The 17,153-nt window shown below is 67.9% G+C and carries 19 protein-coding genes; 5 read left to right on the top strand and 14 right to left on the bottom strand.

Translation table 11 applies throughout. The features are described from left to right. The first annotated feature begins 621 nt into the window (after window positions 1-621). The 4 genes from VHA82_RS07295 to VHA82_RS07280 are packed head-to-tail and all read left to right on the top strand — an operon-like array spanning window position 622 to window position 3,359. Entirely contained in the window at window positions 622-1,602 is a 981-nt protein-coding gene (locus VHA82_RS07295; RefSeq protein WP_325541971.1) for a tripartite tricarboxylate transporter substrate binding protein, read from the top strand. 4 nt (window positions 1,603-1,606) lie between these two features. Further along, window positions 1,607-2,377, top strand: a complete 771-nt coding sequence (locus VHA82_RS07290) for a glutaredoxin domain-containing protein (protein WP_325541969.1) — start codon at window positions 1,607-1,609, stop codon at window positions 2,375-2,377. Beyond that, complete coding sequence (locus VHA82_RS07285; protein ID WP_325541967.1) at window positions 2,368-2,904, top strand: FAS1-like dehydratase domain-containing protein; 537 nt, start codon at window positions 2,368-2,370, stop codon at window positions 2,902-2,904. The genes VHA82_RS07290 and VHA82_RS07285 overlap by 10 nt, the downstream gene beginning before the upstream one ends. Continuing rightward, window positions 2,901-3,359: an acyl dehydratase gene (locus VHA82_RS07280; protein ID WP_325541965.1), complete on the top strand. Its 459-nt coding sequence runs from the start codon at window positions 2,901-2,903 to the stop codon at window positions 3,357-3,359. Before VHA82_RS07285 ends, VHA82_RS07280 begins: the two co-directional genes overlap by 4 nt. Before the next feature lie 18 nt (window positions 3,360-3,377). Here VHA82_RS07280 and VHA82_RS07275 read toward each other — a convergent pair whose 3' ends face one another. The 6 genes from VHA82_RS07275 to VHA82_RS07250 form a co-directional block, all read right to left on the bottom strand. Next, window positions 3,378-4,370, bottom strand: a complete 993-nt coding sequence (locus VHA82_RS07275) for an aldo/keto reductase (RefSeq protein WP_325541963.1) — start codon at window positions 4,368-4,370, stop codon at window positions 3,378-3,380. 3 nt (window positions 4,371-4,373) lie between these two features. Further along, complete coding sequence (locus VHA82_RS07270; RefSeq protein ID WP_325541961.1) at window positions 4,374-5,276, bottom strand: NAD(P)-dependent oxidoreductase; 903 nt, start codon at window positions 5,274-5,276, stop codon at window positions 4,374-4,376. A gap of 15 nt (window positions 5,277-5,291) precedes the next feature. Continuing rightward, window positions 5,292-5,669 carry a carboxymuconolactone decarboxylase family protein gene (locus tag VHA82_RS07265; protein ID WP_325541959.1) on the bottom strand — a complete coding sequence of 126 codons (378 nt, stop codon included), beginning with the start codon at window positions 5,667-5,669 and terminating at the stop codon, window positions 5,292-5,294. 41 nt (window positions 5,670-5,710) lie between these two features. Beyond that, a complete protein-coding gene (locus VHA82_RS07260; RefSeq protein ID WP_325541957.1) occupies window positions 5,711-7,054 on the bottom strand; it encodes an MmgE/PrpD family protein in 1,344 nt (447 codons plus the stop codon). Further along, entirely contained in the window at window positions 7,054-7,854 is an 801-nt protein-coding gene (locus tag VHA82_RS07255) for an SDR family oxidoreductase (RefSeq protein WP_325541955.1), read from the bottom strand. Before VHA82_RS07255 ends, VHA82_RS07260 begins: the two co-directional genes overlap by 1 nt. 154 nt (window positions 7,855-8,008) lie before the next feature. Beyond that, the gene (locus VHA82_RS07250) at window positions 8,009-9,067 is read right to left on the bottom strand and encodes a LacI family DNA-binding transcriptional regulator (RefSeq protein WP_325541953.1); all 1,059 of its coding nucleotides are present in this window, start codon (window positions 9,065-9,067) and stop codon (window positions 8,009-8,011) included. Between the two features lie 115 nt (window positions 9,068-9,182). On the opposite strand from VHA82_RS07250, the gene VHA82_RS07245 reads away from it, so the two are divergent. Beyond that, window positions 9,183-9,959: an N-acyl homoserine lactonase family protein gene (locus tag VHA82_RS07245; protein ID WP_325541951.1), complete on the top strand. Its 777-nt coding sequence runs from the start codon at window positions 9,183-9,185 to the stop codon at window positions 9,957-9,959. Between the two features lie 349 nt (window positions 9,960-10,308). Here the strand turns inward: VHA82_RS07245 and VHA82_RS07240 are convergent, their stop codons facing one another. The 8 genes from VHA82_RS07240 to VHA82_RS07205 form a co-directional block, all read right to left on the bottom strand. Beyond that, complete coding sequence (locus VHA82_RS07240; RefSeq protein WP_325541948.1) at window positions 10,309-11,292, bottom strand: tripartite tricarboxylate transporter substrate binding protein; 984 nt, start codon at window positions 11,290-11,292, stop codon at window positions 10,309-10,311. A 113-nt stretch (window positions 11,293-11,405) separates the two neighbouring features. Then, window positions 11,406-11,876, bottom strand: a complete 471-nt coding sequence (locus tag VHA82_RS07235) for an FAS1-like dehydratase domain-containing protein (protein WP_325541946.1) — start codon at window positions 11,874-11,876, stop codon at window positions 11,406-11,408. Continuing rightward, window positions 11,873-12,346: a hypothetical protein gene (locus VHA82_RS07230; protein ID WP_325541944.1), complete on the bottom strand. Its 474-nt coding sequence runs from the start codon at window positions 12,344-12,346 to the stop codon at window positions 11,873-11,875. Before VHA82_RS07230 ends, VHA82_RS07235 begins: the two co-directional genes overlap by 4 nt. A 13-nt stretch (window positions 12,347-12,359) precedes the next feature. Then, window positions 12,360-12,764 carry a Zn-ribbon domain-containing OB-fold protein gene (locus tag VHA82_RS07225; RefSeq protein WP_325541942.1) on the bottom strand — a complete coding sequence of 135 codons (405 nt, stop codon included), beginning with the start codon at window positions 12,762-12,764 and terminating at the stop codon, window positions 12,360-12,362. A gap of 4 nt (window positions 12,765-12,768) precedes the next feature. Beyond that, complete coding sequence (locus VHA82_RS07220; protein ID WP_325541940.1) at window positions 12,769-13,911, bottom strand: thiolase family protein; 1,143 nt, start codon at window positions 13,909-13,911, stop codon at window positions 12,769-12,771. Next, window positions 13,908-15,134 (bottom strand): CoA transferase, encoded by a 1,227-nt coding sequence (locus tag VHA82_RS07215; RefSeq protein ID WP_325541937.1) that lies wholly within the window; start codon window positions 15,132-15,134, stop codon window positions 13,908-13,910. Before VHA82_RS07215 ends, VHA82_RS07220 begins: the two co-directional genes overlap by 4 nt. Further along, the gene (locus VHA82_RS07210) at window positions 15,131-16,360 is read right to left on the bottom strand and encodes a CoA transferase (RefSeq protein WP_325541935.1); all 1,230 of its coding nucleotides are present in this window, start codon (window positions 16,358-16,360) and stop codon (window positions 15,131-15,133) included. Before VHA82_RS07210 ends, VHA82_RS07215 begins: the two co-directional genes overlap by 4 nt. Continuing rightward, on the bottom strand, window positions 16,357-17,139 hold the full coding sequence (locus tag VHA82_RS07205) for an enoyl-CoA hydratase/isomerase family protein (RefSeq protein ID WP_325541933.1): 783 nt from the start codon (window positions 17,137-17,139) through the stop codon (window positions 16,357-16,359). Before VHA82_RS07205 ends, VHA82_RS07210 begins: the two co-directional genes overlap by 4 nt. Window positions 17,140-17,153 lie beyond the last annotated feature (14 nt).

Genomic DNA, 17,153 nt, shown 5'->3' with positions numbered 1-17,153 from the left:
AAAGCACAGGCGCCTGCGGCGGGTGTGCCCCGCGCCCCAGCGCGGCGACGAGAGCGCCGCAGGCGCGTATCGCGCGGCGCGTACGTGTTCTGGCTCGCGGCGCTTGTTCGAACGGAGAGTTTGGCGTGCGCGCCAAACTCGCAGTGAGTTGCGCCGCGGGGGCGCGGGGTCGCCCGGCGCAGGGAATCCGGTAGGGCTGCGCGAAGCGCAGCACGACGGACGCCGTAGCGCGCGCCGCGGCCCGCCCACACGCAGCTTTGCCGCGGGGTCGTGGCGAGCGAACGTACGAGATGTGCGGTGACGGGTAAAGGACGCCCTGGATTCCCGCTTTCGCGGGAATGACGGGAGGAGGATGGTGCGACGGGGGCTGCGAGGGGGGCTGCAACGGGGGCTGCGACGGGCATGCGACGGGCATGCGACGGACGTGTGACGGGCCTGCGACGGGCCTGCGACGGGGCTGCGACGGGGCTGCGACGGGGCTGCGACGGGGATGCGGCGAGGCTGCGACGGAGGTGCGACGACGAGAGGCCGACGGCCTCCCGGCATTGACAGCACGACCGGTTGCGACTATCGTTCGTCTGATAGCGCTAACACACCCCATCCCCACCGCCCCCTTCCGGCATGCCCTCTCCACTTCCCACTCGCCGAGCGGCTCTGGCCGCCCTCGCCTGCGTGGCGTTCGCCTCGCCCGCGTTCGCCCAGCAGCCCGCCTACCCGAACCACACGATCCGCATCGTCGTGCCCTTCCCCGCCGGCGGCAGCACGGACCCGCTCGCGCGCCTCATCGCACAGAAGATGACCGAGGACTTCGGCCAGCCCGCGATCGTGGACAACCGCCCCGGCGGCAACACCATCATCGGCACCGACGCGGTGGCCAAGGCGCCCGCGGACGGCCACACGCTGCTCTACACCGCAAGCACGCACATCATCAATCCGCTGCTGATGGCAAGCCTGCCCTACGACAGCGTCCGGGACTTCCAGCCCGTGGCGCACATCGTGCGCAGCGAATTCGTGCTCGTCGTCAACCCGGAAGTGCCCGCGCGCGATCTGCAGGAGTTCATCGCGCTTGCCAAGGCCAAGCCCGGCACGATCAACTACGCGACCTCCGGCAACGGCAACCCAAATCACCTCGCGGGCGAATACTTCGGAATGATCGCGGGCGTGAAGCTCAACAACGTGCCGTACAAGGGCGGCGGCCCCGCGATCACCGACCTGCTCGGCGGCCAGGTGCAGGCGATGTTCTCCGTGCCCACGGCCGTCGCGGGCCACATCAAGACTGGCAAGCTGCGCGCGCTCGCCTACACCGGCTCGAAGCCCCTGCCGGGCCTGAACGTGCCGACCTTCGCGCAGGCCGGTCTTCCCGCGTTCGACATCAATTCCTGGAACGGCATCTTCGTCGCGGCAGGCACGCCCAAGCCCATCGTCGAGAAGCTCTCCGCCGAGATCGCGAAGATCCTCGCCATGCCCGACGTGAAGGAGAAATTCGCGGCGCAGGGCCAGGAGCCGCACTACCTCGACGCCGACCGGTTCGGCGCCATGCTGGAGGCGGATCGCCGCAAGTACGCCGGCATCGTCAAAGCCGCGCACATTCGTCTGGAGTAGACCGATGAGTGCATCCGCACAGGCACCCGCCCGCATCAAGCTGTTCTGGAAACCCGGCTGCTCGTCGTGCCTGCGCACGAAGGAATTTCTCATCAAGCAGGGCATCGATTTCGTTTCCGTGAACGCCATCGCCGAGCCGGATGCTCTGGAGGAGCTGAAGGCGCTCGGCGCGCGCGGCCTGCCGGTGATCACGCTCGGCAACCGCTTCACACTCTGCCAATCGTTCGGCGACGTGCTGAAGTTCCTCGATCTCAAAGTGCGTCTCGGCGACCCGCTGCCGCCCGAGCAGCTGTTCGCGAAACTGCGCACGATCCTGGACGTCGCGGCACGCATCACGCGACAGTTCCCGCCCGCGCAGCTGAAAGAGACATTCCGCGAACGGCCGCGCACGAAAGGCGCGCTCGCCTTCCACATCTTCCGCGTGGTGGAGATGGGCATCGACGCGGCCGAAGGCAAGGGCATGAACGTCGAAGGCTTTTCCGACGTGCCGCCGGACGACTGGACGGGCGAAGACATCGTCGCCTGGGGCACGCGCATTCGCGACCGCGCCCTGGCGTGGTGGGACGCGCAGACCGATCGCGCGCTGAAGTACAAGGTTTCCACCTACTACGGTGACCGCGAGCTGCACGACGTGCTGGAGCGCATGGTGTGGCACGCCGCGCAGCACACGCGACAGCTCGCCCTGATGCTCGAAGACGGCGGCACGAAGGCCGATCGGCCGCTCACGGCCGAAGACCTGAAGGGCCTGCCGGTGCCGGACGAAGTGTGGGGCTGATTCCGCCGGAAGTCGCTGCGCTCGTCGGCGTCTGGACGCAAGCCGAGACGGCCTGCGATCCGGTGGAAGCCGGCGCGGTGCGCCGCTTCGCGCAGGCGATCATGGATGACGACCCCGCCTACGCGGCCGATGCCGGTGCCGATGTGCATTCCCGTTACGGCGGGCCGATCGCGCCACCGCTCTTTCCGAATCACATGCTGCGCCGGCCGTACGGCACGCCCGACCGCCTGCACGAGCGCGCCGGGGCGGACCCGGATTTCGACGGCGTTGTGCCCGCGACGGAATCGCTGCCGCCGCTTGCCGCGTTCGCGCATCTGCCGGTCTTGAATGGCGGCTCGGAGTTCGAGTTCTACCGCTATGCGCGACACGGCGAGTCGGTCGCCGTGCGGCAGCGTTATGCATCGATCGAGGAAAAGCAGACCTCCAAGGGCTCGCTCATCGTCGTCGTGATCGAAGCGGAGATCCGGACCGCGGCCGATGAATTGCTGCTGCGCTCGCGGCGGACTCTGCTGAGACGCGTGCCGTGAAGTTCGAGGACGTTCCGGTCGGCGAGGAGTTCTCGCTCTCCAAGGGCCCGCTCACGACGATGCACCTCATGCGCTGGTCCGCGGCGATGGAGAACTGGCACCGCATCCACTACGACCGCGACTTCGCGGTCGGCCGCGACAAGTTGCCGGACCTGCTCGTGAACGGTTCGCTCAAGCAGCAGTTCGTGCTGCAGCTGCTGAAGGACTGGGCGGGTCCGGAAGGCTGGGTGTGGAAGGCCGCGTTCCGCTTTCGCTCGATGAACCAGGTGGGCGAGACCTTGCGCGTGTGGGCACGCGTGACGGAAAAGCGCAAGGCCGCGGCGTACGGATTGATCGATCTCGCGCTCGGCATCACGAACGAACGCGGCGTGGAGTCGACGCCCGGAACGGCGGTGGTGGCGTTGCCGTTTCGTGAGGGCGCCGCCTTGCCCTATCCTTTCGTGGCACCGGTTTGACCGCGGGCGTGCCCTCGCCTACCGCACCGCGTCGCCGAAGCGAAACTCCCGGCTCATCTCGTCGAGCTTTCGCATCAGCTCGGCATCGATCCGCACCTCCACGGACGCGAGCGAATCCGCCAACTGCGACGCACGGCTCGCGCCGATGATCGCGCAAGTCACGCCGCGTTGCGCCAGCACCCACGCCACCGCGAGCCGCACGGGGGCGATTCCCGCTTCGTTCGCAAGCGCGACGAAGCGCGTCACCGCTTCGAACTCGCGTTCGTGCCAGTAGCGATCCCGGTACATCTGCGCCGCCCCGCCCACCGTGAAGCGCGTGCCGGCATCGGGCGCGGAGAGGTCGCGGTGCTTGCCGGTCAGCAACCCGCCCGCGAGCGGGTTGTAGCAAAGCGTCGCGAGCCCCTCTTCCTCGCACATCGGGAACAGGTCGCGCTCGAACTGCCGGAACAGGAGGTTGTAGCGCGGCTGCACGCTCACCGCATTCGCGATGCGAAGCGCCTCGCTGCGACCGAGCGCGCGCGCGGTGCGCCACGCCGACCAGTTCGACAGGCCGACATAGCGCGCGCGGCCGCTCTTCACGATCGTGTCGAGCGCTTCGAGCGTTTCATCGAGCGGCGTGGAAGCGTCGTCGCGATGAAGCTGATAGAGATCGACATAGTCCGTCTGCAGGCGCTTCAGCGAATCGTCGATCGCCGACAGCAGGTGCTTGCGAGACGTGCCGCCCTGCCACGGCAGGCGGCCCATGTCGGAGCCGCCCTTGGTGGCGACGATGAATCGCTCGCGCCGGTCCTTCAGCCATTTGCCGATGATGCGTTCGGTTTCGCCGCGCAGTTCGCCGCTCGAGCCGAGCGGATAGATGTCGGCCGAATCGATGAAGTCGACACCGGCCTCGGCGCACGCGTCGAGGATGGCGAACGCTTCGCCCTCGTTCGCCTGCGTGCCGAATGTCATCGTGCCGACGCACAACCGGGATACTTGCAGGCCGGTTCGGCCAAGGCGCACGCGTTGCATGGTTTACTCCTTCCTTTCGGACCAGGTTTCGATCGATTTCACGAGCTCCGTCATGTCGCGCTGCATGCCGTCGGTACGGCCGGCGAAATTCCAGAGCTGCCGCACCGTGTTGCCGACCCACATGGGCACGCCGAGCGCCTCGCATTCCTCGATCGCCAGCCCGATGTCCTTGCAGACGCTTCCCACCGGAAAGCCGAAGTCGAAGCTGCGCGGCAGCACCTGCTTCATGAACTTGTCCTGCGACGCGCCGCTCCTGCCGCTGCCCGCGTTGATGGCCGACATCATCACCTGCGGGTCCAGGCCGCCCTTCACTCCGGCCACGAACGCTTCGGACGTGATCGCGAAGGCGGTGGAGGAAAGCATGTTGTTCAGCAGCTTCAGCAACTGCGCCTGGCCGGCCTCGGGGCCCACCATGAAGAGTTTACCGAAGGCTTCCAGCAACTCCTTCACTTCGGCCACCGCCTGCTCGCGGCCGGCCACCATCACGGCCAGCGTGCCGGCCTTCGCGCCCGCGGCGCCGCCGCTCACCGGCGCGTCGACGAGGTCGATGCCCTTTTCGCGCAGCACGGCCGCGGCATGCTTCGTCGCGCGCGAGCCCACCGTGGAGAGGTCGACGACGATCTTCACGGCCCGGCCGTCCTTCAGCTCCCGCGTGAGCACGTTCGTGAATACCGCCGGGCTCGGCAGGCTCGTGAAGACCACCGGCGCGCTGTCCGCGACTTCCACGGCGCTCGAGGCGCCCTTCGCGCCCAGCGCGACCATCGCCGTCACGGCCGCGTCGCTGCGGTCGTAGACGATCAGTTCATGCCCCTTGGCGAGGAGATGCTTCGCGATGGGGTTGCCCATCACGCCCACGCCGACGAAGCCGACCGTTCGCTTGCTGTCCGTTCGCTTGCTGTCCGTCATCTTGCGGCCCTTCCTTCAGATACCCATGTCCTTGAAGACTTCCCGCGCGACCTTGAACGCGCCCAGGCCCGCCGGCATGCCGCAGTACACGGCCACCTGCAGGAAGCATTCCTTGATCTCGTCCTTGGTGAGGCCGTTGTTGATGGCACCGCGCACGTGCAGGGCCAGCTCTTCCGGTTTGCCCTGGGCCGCGATCATCCCGAGGTTGAGGATGCTGCGGTCGCGCCGCGCGAGGCCCGGACGCGTCCACACTTCGCCCCAGCAGAATTCGGTGACGAGCTCCTGCATCGCCATGCTGAATTCGTCGGCGTTCTTCAGCGACCGCTCGACGTGCGTCTCGCCGACGACGGCGCGGCGCACGGCGAGGCCTTTTTCGAATAGTTCCTTGTTCAAGTGAGACTCCTTGTTTGAAGTGATGGATGTGAGTGTGCGCGTCAATCCCGCCCCGCGGCAAGCGCGGCGACCGCGCCCGCGTCGCTCCTCCCGTCGAGCGACCACAGGGCGTCGATGAGCGGATCGGCCTCGCAGCCGCTCGCACCCCACCGGCAGAGTTCACGCAGCTTCGATTCGAGCTCGGCGTCGGTGAGCGGTACGGCCAGGCTTCCGCGAGCACTCGCGATGCCGCGAGCCACTTCCTTGCCGTTTGCGAGGATGAGCCTCACGGAGGCCGACTCCACGCCCAGACTCGCGTCGTCGACGAACGCGAGCTTCGGCGCGAACGCGCGCAGGTCATCGCGCGCGGCGCTCGCGGCGCTGAATTCGTCGAGACCGGCGCGGCCCGTGGCGAGCGCGACGGCGACGGCATGCTGCGCGCTCACCTGCGCTTCGCGTCCCGATTCGGGATGCGCACGGTCGGTGCGCTGGCGCAGCAGCGGGTGCCCGCGCAGTTCGGCGTGCGACACGTCGCGCAGACGCACGCCCTCGTCCGCGTAAAGCGCGAGGCACGCCTCGATCACCGGATTGAGCACGACGCCGCACGGATAGGGCTTGTACGTGTTGTTCGCGAGTTCCCAGCGCTCGCCAAGCCCCTCGGCGATGGAATCCGCATCGGCTTCGTGGCCCATCACCTTCAGGAACCCGCGCGGACCTTCGATCGGAAGCGCCGGCCCCTCGAAGCCTTCCTGTGCGAGCAGTGCCGAGAGCAATCCGTTGGCAGCCGAGTTGCCGACGCCGATGCTCTTGGCCATGCTGCCGAGCGTTTCGACGAGGCCCGACGACTGGGCCGACGCATTGCCGAGCGCCCAGCGCATCCTTTGCTCGTCCAGGCCGAGCAGGCGAGCGCATGCCGCCGCCGCGCCGAAGACGCCGCAGGTCGACGTGATGTGCCAGCCGCGCTGGTAGTGCCAGGGCGACACGGCGTTGGCGAGGCGGCCTTCGACCTCCACGCCGACCACGAAGGCGGCGAGCAGGTCGCCGCCGCTCACGCGCCGCGTCTGCGCGAGTGCGAACAACGCCGGCGCGACAGGCGCGCTCGGGTGGAGGATGGTCGGCAGGTGCGTGTCGTCGAAGTCGAACACGTTGCCGCTCATCGCGTTCAGGGATGCGGCATGCAGCGCATCGGTTCGCTGCGCGCGTCCGATCACGGTGCAGTCATCGCTGGAACGAAAGCCGTCGAAGACCTTCGATGCGGCGGCGAGCGCCGGGTCCTCGCAGCCGGCCAGCGCCGTGGCGAAGAAGTTGACGAGCGAGCGCTTCGCCTCGTGCCGCATCGCCGCGGGAATATCCCCGGTGCGCGTGCGCACGGCGAACCGCGCGAGTGCCTCGCTCGGTGCGGCCATCAGCTCGCGAGCCAGCCGCCCTCGATGGGCAGCATGGCGCCGGTGATGTCGCGTCCCGCGGGGCCGCAGAGGAACACGAGCAGGTCGGCCACGTGCTCCGAGTCGACGAAGCGCTGGATCGGCTGCTTGCCGGCCAGGAACTGCCTTTCGGCTTCGTCGCGCGGCAGGCCCTTTTCGTCCATCAGCGCGAGCACGCGCGATTCGATGTTCGGCGTGAGCACCGAGCCCGGGCAGATTGCATTGCACGTGATGCCGTGGTGGATGGTCTCGATGGCCACCGAGCGCGTCATGCCGAGCAGCGCCGCCTTGGACGTGATGTAGTCGACGCGGTTGGGCACGGCCCGCGAGCCGTACACGGAGGTCATGTTGAAGACGCGCCCCCAGGCGCGTTCGCGCATGGCCGGCAGCGCGAGCTGGATCAGGTGGAACGCCGCGCTGACGTTGACGGCCAGGGCCTTGTCCCACTGCGCCATGGGAAACGACTCGATGGGCGCGAAGTGGCGCGTGACCGCGTTGTTCACGAGCACGTCGGGCAATCGGTGGCGGCGGCGCACCTCCTCCATGAGCGAGGCGATCGCAGCCGGGTCCGCGAGATCGGCCCGCAGATAGGCGACCTTCACGCCGCACTCGCGCTCGAGCGCGGCCTGCGCCGGCCGGACCGTGTCCGCATCCTCGATGCCATGCAAGAGGATGTCGCAGCCGGCACGCGCGAGCCCCCGGGCCATCGCATGGCCGATGCCCGACGTGGAGCCGGTGATGAGCGCCGTCTTGCCCTTCAGGCCGGCCGAGGTGGTGTCCATGGAGTCCGATCGATGATCGCGGGATGATAGCGGTAACATTGTAGCGCCTGGCGGGGCCGGCAGGCAAGTGCCGGGCCGCGACGTGACAATGCCCGAGGATCGGCCGCCTTTCGACGGCCGACCGCGCGACGCCCTTCGCCTGGCGACTCGCGGCTCAGGTGCTCTCGCGCTGGATCACTTCGAACCCAAGGTCGAGCCGCACGCGTTCGTGGTTGCCGTGCATGCGCTCCAGCAGCGCTTCGGCGCTGCGGCGGCCGATCTCCAGCCGGGGCAGGCGAAGGCACGTGAGCTTCGGCACGGTGTGCTGGAGGATGTCGAGATCGTCGAAGCCCGCGATCGCGATGCGCCCCGGCACCTTCCAGCCTCGTCGCTGGGCCTCGAAAAGCGCGCCGATCGCGAGCACGTCGCCCGCGAAGAAGATCGCATCCACGTCCGGCGCGCGCTGGATCATGGCGACCATCGCGTGCGCGCCACCGGTGAGTCCGCCCGCGGTCTCGATCACGAGCCGCTCGTCCTTCCTGCGGCCGAGCGTCTTCAGGGCGGCGAGGTAGCCGCGCAGCCGCTCGCGCGAGCGGCGGTTGTTCTTCGTCTCCAGGCTCGCGAATCCGATGCGGCGGTAGCCTCGCGCCGCGAGATGCAGCGTCATGGCCTTGGCGGCTTCGGCATTGGAATAGCTCACGACCATGTCGACCGGATCGCGCGGCATGTCGCCCGTCTCGATCACCGGCACGCCGGCGCGTTCGATCATCTGCAGCGCCTTGGGCGTGTGGTCGGTGTTGTGCAGGATGAGCCCGGCCACGCGCTGGGCGAGGAAGGCGCCGATCAGCGCTTCTTCTTCCTGCAGAGAATAGCCGCTGTCGGCGATGAGCAGATGCAGGCCCGCGGTGCGCAGCACGTCGGCCGTGCCCTTCACGGTGTCGGCATAGAGCGAATTCTGGATGCTCGGCACGATCTGCCCGACGACGTTGGAGCGGTTCGACGCGAGGTGGGCCGCGATGCTGTTGGGCACGTAGCCGATCTTCTGCACGGCGTCGAGCACCAGCTTGCGGGTTTCCTCCGAGAGCTTGTGCGGCTCGCGCAAGGCGCGCGACACCGTCATCAGCGACACCCCCGCGGCGTGCGCCACGTCGCGCATGCGCGCACCCTGCCCGCCGGGCCGGGTGCGGCCTTCGGGCGCATCGTCCTTCTTCGAAGCCGTCTTGCCAAGTCCCATGAGGGCTCATGATATTCGACCCGGGCATGGTAGCGTTATCATCCCAGTGGCACAATCCGGGCTGTACGCTGTCGTTCGCGCGCTGTCGTTCGCGCTTTCCCGAGGTTCCCTTGCCATGACGAGTCCTGCCGAGACCTATCGCGTCTACGCGATCAAGTACGCCCACCACGAACGGCGCTCCAGCGCCAACTTCCTTGGCGGCGACACGCACGACGTGCCGATGCCGCTCGACTATTTCGTGTGGGCCGTGGTTGGCCGGGACCGCTCGTGGCTGGTGGACACCGGCTTCGACCAGGCCGGCGCCGACAAGCGCGGCCGCCGCATCACGCGCCCGATCGACGAGGGGCTGGCCTCGGTCGGCATCCAGGCGGCCGACGTGCAGGATGTGATCATCACGCACATGCATTACGACCACGCGGGCAACCGCGACCTGTTTCCCAATGCGCGCTATCACGTGCAGGACGAGGAGATGTCGTTTTGCACCGGCCGCTGCATGTGTCACCGGCCTCTCTCGGTGCACTTCGAGCCGGAAGATGTGGCGAGCATGGTGCACAAGGTGTTCAAGGGGCGCGTTGCCTTTCATGACGGCGACGACGAGATCGCGCCGGGCCTCACGGTGCATCGCATGGGTGGCCACACGGCCGGGTTGCAGGTGGTGCGCGTGAAGACGGAGAAGGGCTGGATGGTGCTGGCCTCCGATGCGTCGCACTTCTACGCCAACATCGAGCAGAAGCGGCCGTTTCCGGCCGTGTACAACGTGGGGGATACGCTGGAGGCGTATCGGCGGATCTATTCGCTCGCGGATTCGCCGCAGCTCGTGATTCCGGGGCACGATCCGATGGTGCTGGAACGGTTTCCGTCCGCGGGCGAGGAGATCGTGCGGCTCGCGTGAGAGGGGCCGCGCCGGTCAATCGCACACGTCGTCACCGACAGAGCCACTCGTCATCCCCGGCAGCCCCTCGTCATCCCCGGCAGCCCCTCGTCATCCCCGACAGCCCCTCGTCATCCCCGACAGCCCCTCGTCATCCCCGCGAACGCGGGGATCCCGCGGCTTCTCCACCGCACGACTCTGGATCCCCGCTTTCGCGGGGATGACGACGGAGCGGGGCGGCGGGGCGGTGCGACGGAGCGGGGCGGCGGGGCGGTGCGACGGAGCGGGGCGGCGGTGCGGCGGGACGGGACAACCGAAATACGAAGGGACGCCGCGAGGCGCCCCCTTCGCCATCCACATCCACCAAAGCTCAATCCAGCTTCACATTCGCTTCCTTGATGATCTTGCCGAACTTCTCCATGTCGACCTTCATCTGCTGAGCGAACTTGTCCGACGGCATCGTGAACTTCTCCATCCCCGCGGCATCGAGCTTCTCCTTCATCTCGGGCAGCGCCATGATGCGGTTCACCTCGTTGCCGATCTTCGCCACGACATCCTTCGGCGTGTTGGCCGGCGCCAGCATCGCATACCAGATCCTCACTTCATAACCCGGCAGGCCCGATTCCGCCATCGTCGGCACGTTCGGCAGGATCGCCATGCGCTGCGGGCTCGTCACGGCCAGCGCATTGAGCTTGCCGGCCTTGATGAAGGGCAGCACGATGATCGGGCTGCCGAAGCTGAACTGCACCTGCCCGCCCACCAGGTCCTGGATCGCGGGCGCGCCGCCCTTGTACGGCACGTGCGTCGTCTTCACGCCGGCCATCATGTTCATGAGCTCGCCGGCCAGGTGGTTCGGGTTGCCGCTGCCGGCCGAAGAGAAGTTGAGCGCGCCCGGCTTGGCCTTGGCGAGCGCGAGCAGCTCCTTCAGGTTGTGCGCGGGCACCGACGGATTCGTGACCAGGATCATGTCGGCCGTGCTCACGGTCGCCACCGGCACGAAGTCCTTCAGCGCGTCGTAGTTCGTCGGCACGAGCTGCGGATTCGTCACGTGCGACGAAGCCGTGAGCAGCAATGTGTAGCCGTCGGCGGGCGCCTTGGCGGCGTAGTCCGTGCCGATCACGGTATTGCCGCCGGGACGGTTGTCGACGACCACCTGCTGGTTGAACGTCTTGCTCATCTCCTGGCTGATGAGACGCGCGAGCGGGTCCACGCTGCCGCCCGGCGGGAACGGCACGACGATGCGGATCGGGTGATCGGGGAACCTGGCGGCGCCCTGCGCGAACGCCGAAGCGAACGGCGAAAGGGCGATGCCGGCGGCGGCCACAAGCAATGCGGCCCGGCGGGACGGCTTCATGAATCTGTCTCCTGGATGATAGCGCTAACTTAATTCGGTGAGTCTAGGCCGGACGATGCCTCGTGTCAATCCCGTAGACCCTTCGACAAGCGGATATTCGACGGCCCGGACGTTCAACGGCGGATGTTCGTGGTGGACATGACCGCGCAAAGCTGGCCGAACTGATTGCGGAATTCCCGGCGGCTGGTGACGAAGCCCATCAGTCCGGACTTGCCCTGCTTCACGGAGGTTTCGCTCACCGCCGCGGTCATGGTGATGGTGTCGCCCACGATCATGGGTTCGTGGAATTCGTACGCGTCCCCGCCATGCAGCGTCGCGCGTCCGAAGTCGAACTTCAGCGGCGACGTGCGGCAGTTGAAGAACACGAGCCACAGCAGCGGCCAGGGCGCCACGATGCCGCGGTAGCCGCGCGCCTTCGCGGCCGCCTCGTCGTAGTGGATGGCATCGAAATCCTCCACGCACAGGGCCATGCGGCGCACCGCCATCGATTCGACGGGCATCGTGTCGGGCTCGCCGATCGGGCCGTGCATCGCGCGCAGCGACGCTTCGATCGCCGCGACATCCGGTTGGGCGTTCCCGCTCATCCGCCGCTCCCGTTCGCGCGCAGCGGCAGCTCGGCCACCAGCCCGCCGGGCGTGGTCGACTTGCCGTCCTGGTTCACGATGTCGCATTCGATGTCGAGCACGCCCTTGCCGCCTTCGATCCGCGCCGATGTCACGCGCGCGCGGATGCGCGCGAGGTCGCCCGGCACGGTGCTGCCGCTGTTGCGGTCCCAGAACGAAGCGATGCGCGCGTCGCGCCCCAGCCAGTGCGTGATCTCGGTGAGCATGTAGCTCGCCATGAAGGGGCCCGAGAGCACGAGCCCCGGCAGGCCCACTTCCTTCGCCGCGCTGCTGCTGTGATGGAACTCCGAGGCATAGTTGTCGCAGGCGCCCGCCCAGCGCACCTGATGGCCGGCAGTCATCGGGCCCTTGACGACTTCGGGCATTTCGCTGCCCTCGGGAAAATCCTCGAAGCAGCGCGCCGCCGGCTGCCTCGTCTCGACCTTGTACATGGCTGGCTTCTCCTCAGCGCGGCTTGAACCGCGGGATGGTGATCTCCGGCGTGACGGGATCGAACGTGACTTCGACGGCGTCGCCGATCTTCACCGCGTCGTTGGGCACGCCGACCACGTTGCTGTACATGCGCGGCCCCTCTTCGAGCTGGATCAGCGCCGCGTTGTAGGGCAGCGCCGCCTTGAAGCCGGGGTGGTACGCGTTGTGGAACACGACGTAGGAAAACACGGTGCCGCGCCCCGACACCGGCGTCCACTCGAAGACCGAGGAGAGGCACCGCGGGCAGAAGCGCGCGATCGGGTAGCGCAGATGGCCGCATTCGCACTTCTGCAGCTTCAGCACGCCTGCGCGGCACGCTTCCCAGAAAGGCCGGTTCTCGTCGGTGAGTGCCGGCAGGGGTTTGTCGTAGTCGGCCATCGCTTCAGCCCTTGCGCAGCACGAGCGCATTCGCGCAGTTGAGCGTCATGCCGCGGCCGGTGACGAGGCAGACCTCGGCTTCCTTCACCTGCCGCTCGCCGCACGCGCCGCGCATCTGGCGCACGCCCTCGACGATGTGCAGCCAGCCTTCCATGAACGACTCCGACAGGTTGCCGCCCGCCGTGTTGACAGGCAGCTCGCCACCCAGCCGGATGCGCCCGCCTTCCACGAATGCCCCGCTCTCACCGGGCGCGCAGAAGCCGCCGTGCTCCAGCCACAGCAGCACGCTGATCGAAAAATTGTCGTAGAGCTGCGCGACGTCGATGTCGCGCGGGCCCACGCCCGCCATGCGATAGGCGTCCTGCACGGCGGCCTTCTGATGCGGGGCGTACCACCAGTCCTCCTTCTCGAGGATCTGTGTGGTGTGAGCCTGGCCCATGCCGGAGAGGAGGACGGTCGGCTGCCTCATGTCGCGCGCGCGGTCGGCCTTCGACACGATGATGCACACGCCGCCGTCGCTCACGAGGCAGCAGTCGAGCAGGTGCAGCGGCTCGACGATCCAGCGCGAGGCCTGGTGGTCCTCGATCGTGATCGGCTTGCGCATCACCGCATCGGGGTTGAGTGACGCGTGATACCGGCAGGCCACCGCGACTTCGCCGAGCTGGCGGCTCGTCGTGCCGTACACGTGCATGTGGCGCGCCGCGGTGACCGCGCTGTTCGCGGCCGCCGACATGAAGCCCCAGATCGCCGACGAATCGCCCCAGCCCTGCGCGCGGTTGAAGACGCCGCCGCCCGTGGCCGCCGCGTCGCCGTACACGCACGCCACGTGCGTGGCCATGCCCGCATCGATGGCGAGCGCCGCCTGCTGCACCAGCGCACCGGCGGTGGCGCCACCCATGTACATCGTGCCGGTCCAGCGCGGGTTGATGCCGAGCGTTTCGCCGACGCGCAGGTAGTTCTGCTGGCCTTCGGGCGCGGTCTGGCCCGAGAAGGTGAGCAGGCCGTCGATGTCGTCCTTCTTCAGGCCGCTGTCGTCGAGCGCGCGCTTGAAGGCATCGACCGCGAGCGTGAGCGCGGTCGACCCCGGCAGCTTGCCTTGCGGCGTCGCGCCGACGCCCGTGATCGCGCATCGGTCGCGCATGCTCATCGAAGGACCTGCTCCGCTTCGAGCCGGTCGATCTCCGCATCGGGGATCTCGAGCAGATCGTGCAGGATCTCGCGCGTGTGCTCGCCCAGAAGCGGCGCGGGACGCTGCGGCTTCACCTCGATGCCCGAGAACCGGAACGGCAGGTTGTTGTAGAGGGACTCGCCCATCTCGGCATGCGGCAGATGCACCCAGTGGCCCCGATGCGCGAGCTGCGGATCGACGCGCGTCACGTCGCGCGCGTCCTGCACCGCGCCCGCGGGGACGCCGTTGGCCTGAAGCTTCAGCATCAGCGCCTGCGCGTCCTGCGAAGCCGTCCAGGCCGCGATCGATGCATCGAGTTCCTTGCGGTCGCGATAGCGGGAAGGCATCGTGGCCCAGCGCTCCTCCAAGGCCCAGGGAGGCCGCCCCATCGCATCCACCAGCGCAGCCCACTGCGCGTCGTTCATCGCCGTGACCGCGATCCAGCGGTCGTCGCCGGCGCACGGGTACACCCCGTGCGGCGCGGCCCACGGATGATCGTTGCCGCGCCGGTCCTGCAATCGGCCGTTCACGGTGAGATCGAGAAAGGTCGGCCCCATCAGCGAGAGCATCGGCTCGGTCTGCGCGAAGTCGATGAACTGGCCCCGGCCGGTGCGGCGGCGGTGGCGCAATGCCGCGAGCAGCGCGAACGCGGCGTGACAAGGATTGGGCAGGTGATCCGGATAGTTCGTGCCCGTGCCGGCGGGGATGCGATCGGGCAGGCCGCTCAGCGCCTGGATGCCGGTCAGGGCCGCGATCGAACTGCCGGTACCGCGGAAGTCGCGCTGCGGTCCTTTGGAGCCTTGCATCGACATCGCGATGTAGATGATGTCCGGCCGGATCGCCGCGCAATCCTCTGGACCGAGCCCGAACTTCTCCATCACGCCCGCGGCGAAGTTGTTGGCGACGATGTCGCTTTTCGCGATCAGCTTCCTGATGAGCGGCACGGCTTTCGGATGCTTCATGTCCACCGTGATGCCGCGTTTGCTCGTGTTGCGGTCCGCGAAATAGCCGCTGCGGTTCACGCCCGGCTTGCCGTCCTTGTAGGGGCCCGCCTGGCGCAGCGAGTCGAGGCGCGTGGCGGTCTCGATCTTGATCACGTCGGCGCCCAGGTCGCCGAACACCTTGGTCGTGTACGAACCCGCGCCGATCCAGCAGAAGTCCGCGATGCGCAGCCCCGCGAGCGGAAGTTTCGAATTGCTCATCCCGCCACTCCCATCGCGTACAGCCGCGCGAGGTCGTCTCCTGCGATCCCGATTTCCGAGAGGACTTCGGCCGTGTGCTCGCCAAGCCGCGGCGCGGGACGCCGCACCTGCCACGGCGTCTCGTTCATCACGTAGGGCGCGCCGGGCATCTCCGCCGCCTGCTTCAGCAGCGGATGCGTGAATGGCACGAACACGCCGCGCGCGCGCAGTTGCGGGTTTTCGACGAGGTCCGCGGGCGTGCTCACGGGCGCGAGCGGAATGCCGCGCTTCTGCCCTTCGGTGTAGAGCCACGCCTTGGTGTGCTGCATCGCCCAGGCGATGAAGAGCTCGCCGAACACTTCGCGCGCTTCATCGCTTTTCAGGTAGTCGAGGTCCGACCACTCGGCGCCGTGCAGGCGATCGGCGCCTTGCATCCCCTCGTCCCTGAACCACTGGAGGCTGCGCGACCACGCGGGGCTCGTGCCGATGCCGCGCGAGCCGAGGAAGATGTAGCCGTCCTTGCAGGGGAACAGCCCGTAGCCCGCGAAGCGCTGGTCGCCCAGCGGCCGTTTGCGGACCACGCCTTCGAGGTCGTAGGTCTGCGCCGCGTTCTCCAGCGCCATCGTCACGCTCTCCTGCATGGAGATGTCGACGTGCTGGCCTTCGCCGCTCAGCTCCGCCGCGGTGACGGCGAGCATCGCCGCGACCGCGCCGTACATCGCCGCGCACTTGAACGCCTGGTCGCCATGCGCCTGCGTCGGGGCGGCATCGCGGTAGCCGCCCATGTAGAGCAATCCCCCGAGCGCGAGGCCCACGAGGTCGGTCGCCTGCAGGTGCGCGTACGGTCCGGTCTGGCCGAACGGCGTGATGCTCGCAACGCTGATGCGCGGATTGAGCGCCTTCAGCGCTTCGTAGCCGATGCCGCGCGCGGCCATCCAGCCGGGCGGCTGCGTTTCGATCACGAGGTCGGCCTTCGCCGCGAGCTCGCGGAAGATGCGCTGGCCGCTCGCGGTGTCGAGGTCCAGGACGATGCCGCGCTTGCTCGTGTTCTGGTAGGCGTAGTTGAGGCTGCGTTCGACGCCGGCCACGTCGCCGATGAAGGGCGGCTCGTGCCGCAGCGCCGTTCCGCCGGGCGGCTCGACGAGGATCACGTCCGCGCCCATGTCGGCGAAGAGCTTGCCCGAGTAGTTGCCCATCGGGCCGGAAATGTCGAGGACTCGCAGTCCTTCCAGGGCATTGGCGGTCATCTCATCTTCCAGACGGGATCGCGCTTTTCCGCGAAAGCCTTGCGGCCTTCCACGCGGTCTTCGGTGTCCTTCAGGATGCCGTACATGTACTTGTCCATCTGCAGCGCATGCGGCAGCGGCACGTCCATGCCGCGCGTGACGAGCTGCTTCACCGCGCGCACGGCAAGCGGCGCGTTGCTCGCGATGCGGCGCGCGATGGCGAGCGCCGTGGGCATCAGTTCTTCCGGCGCCACCACCTTGCTGCACAGGCCCATGCGAAGCGCCTCGTGCGCATCGACCATGTCGCCCGTGAGAAGCAGCAGCATCGCGTCGCTCTTGGAGATCGAGCGCGGCAGCCGCTGCAGGCTGCCGCCCCAGGGAATGCTGCCACGCCTCACTTCGCTGAGCCCGAACTTCGCGTTCGTGGAGGCGATGCAGATGTCGCAGATGGTGACGAGCTCCGTGCCGCCCGCGAGCGCGTAGCCGTTCACGGCGCAGATGAGCGGCTTGTCCGTCTCCAGGCCGAAGAACGCGCTGCCGGTTTCGCCGCGCGCGAGCAGCTGGTTCGCATAGCTGTCGTTCGGGTCCGGCATCGTCTTCTTCAGGTCGGCGCCGGTGCAAAACGCCTTGTCGCCCGCGCCGGTGAAGACGGCGACGTGGATGGCGTCGTCCTTCTTCAGGCGATCGTAGAACGCGTAAAGCTCCTGCCGCATCTCCGGGTCGATGGAGTTCATCGCGTGCGGGCGGTTGAATTCCACCACCGCAACTTTGTCTTCCACCGTGATGTTGAGGTTGGCCATGCTCGGCTCTCCTT

This window comes from Ramlibacter sp., assembly GCF_035548915.1.
Taxonomy (GTDB): Bacteria; Pseudomonadota; Gammaproteobacteria; order Burkholderiales; family Burkholderiaceae_C; genus Ramlibacter.
Note: the sequence above shows the minus strand (reverse complement) of the source record. Positions and strands in the feature narration are given on the sequence as shown.

Coding starts and splice junctions, on each gene's coding strand:
- VHA82_RS07205 (WP_325541933.1), bottom strand. CDS start 17,139: ATGGCCAACCTCAACATCACGGTGGAAGACAAAGTTGCGGTGGTGGAA.
- VHA82_RS07260 (WP_325541957.1), bottom strand. CDS start 7,054: ATGGCCGCACCGAGCGAGGCACTCGCGCGGTTCGCCGTGCGCACGCGC.
- VHA82_RS07270 (WP_325541961.1), bottom strand. CDS start 5,276: ATGACGGACAGCAAGCGAACGGACAGCAAGCGAACGGTCGGCTTCGTC.
- VHA82_RS07255 (WP_325541955.1), bottom strand. CDS start 7,854: ATGGACACCACCTCGGCCGGCCTGAAGGGCAAGACGGCGCTCATCACC.
- VHA82_RS07245 (WP_325541951.1), top strand. CDS start 9,183: ATGACGAGTCCTGCCGAGACCTATCGCGTCTACGCGATCAAGTACGCC.
- VHA82_RS07275 (WP_325541963.1), bottom strand. CDS start 4,370: ATGCAACGCGTGCGCCTTGGCCGAACCGGCCTGCAAGTATCCCGGTTG.
- VHA82_RS07235 (WP_325541946.1), bottom strand. CDS start 11,876: ATGAGCGGGAACGCCCAACCGGATGTCGCGGCGATCGAAGCGTCGCTG.
- VHA82_RS07290 (WP_325541969.1), top strand. CDS start 1,607: ATGAGTGCATCCGCACAGGCACCCGCCCGCATCAAGCTGTTCTGGAAA.
- VHA82_RS07225 (WP_325541942.1), bottom strand. CDS start 12,764: ATGGCCGACTACGACAAACCCCTGCCGGCACTCACCGACGAGAACCGG.
- VHA82_RS07250 (WP_325541953.1), bottom strand. CDS start 9,067: ATGGGACTTGGCAAGACGGCTTCGAAGAAGGACGATGCGCCCGAAGGC.
- VHA82_RS07220 (WP_325541940.1), bottom strand. CDS start 13,911: ATGAGCATGCGCGACCGATGCGCGATCACGGGCGTCGGCGCGACGCCG.
- VHA82_RS07295 (WP_325541971.1), top strand. CDS start 622: ATGCCCTCTCCACTTCCCACTCGCCGAGCGGCTCTGGCCGCCCTCGCC.
- VHA82_RS07240 (WP_325541948.1), bottom strand. CDS start 11,292: ATGAAGCCGTCCCGCCGGGCCGCATTGCTTGTGGCCGCCGCCGGCATC.
- VHA82_RS07230 (WP_325541944.1), bottom strand. CDS start 12,346: ATGTACAAGGTCGAGACGAGGCAGCCGGCGGCGCGCTGCTTCGAGGAT.
- VHA82_RS07215 (WP_325541937.1), bottom strand. CDS start 15,134: ATGAGCAATTCGAAACTTCCGCTCGCGGGGCTGCGCATCGCGGACTTC.
- VHA82_RS07210 (WP_325541935.1), bottom strand. CDS start 16,360: ATGACCGCCAATGCCCTGGAAGGACTGCGAGTCCTCGACATTTCCGGC.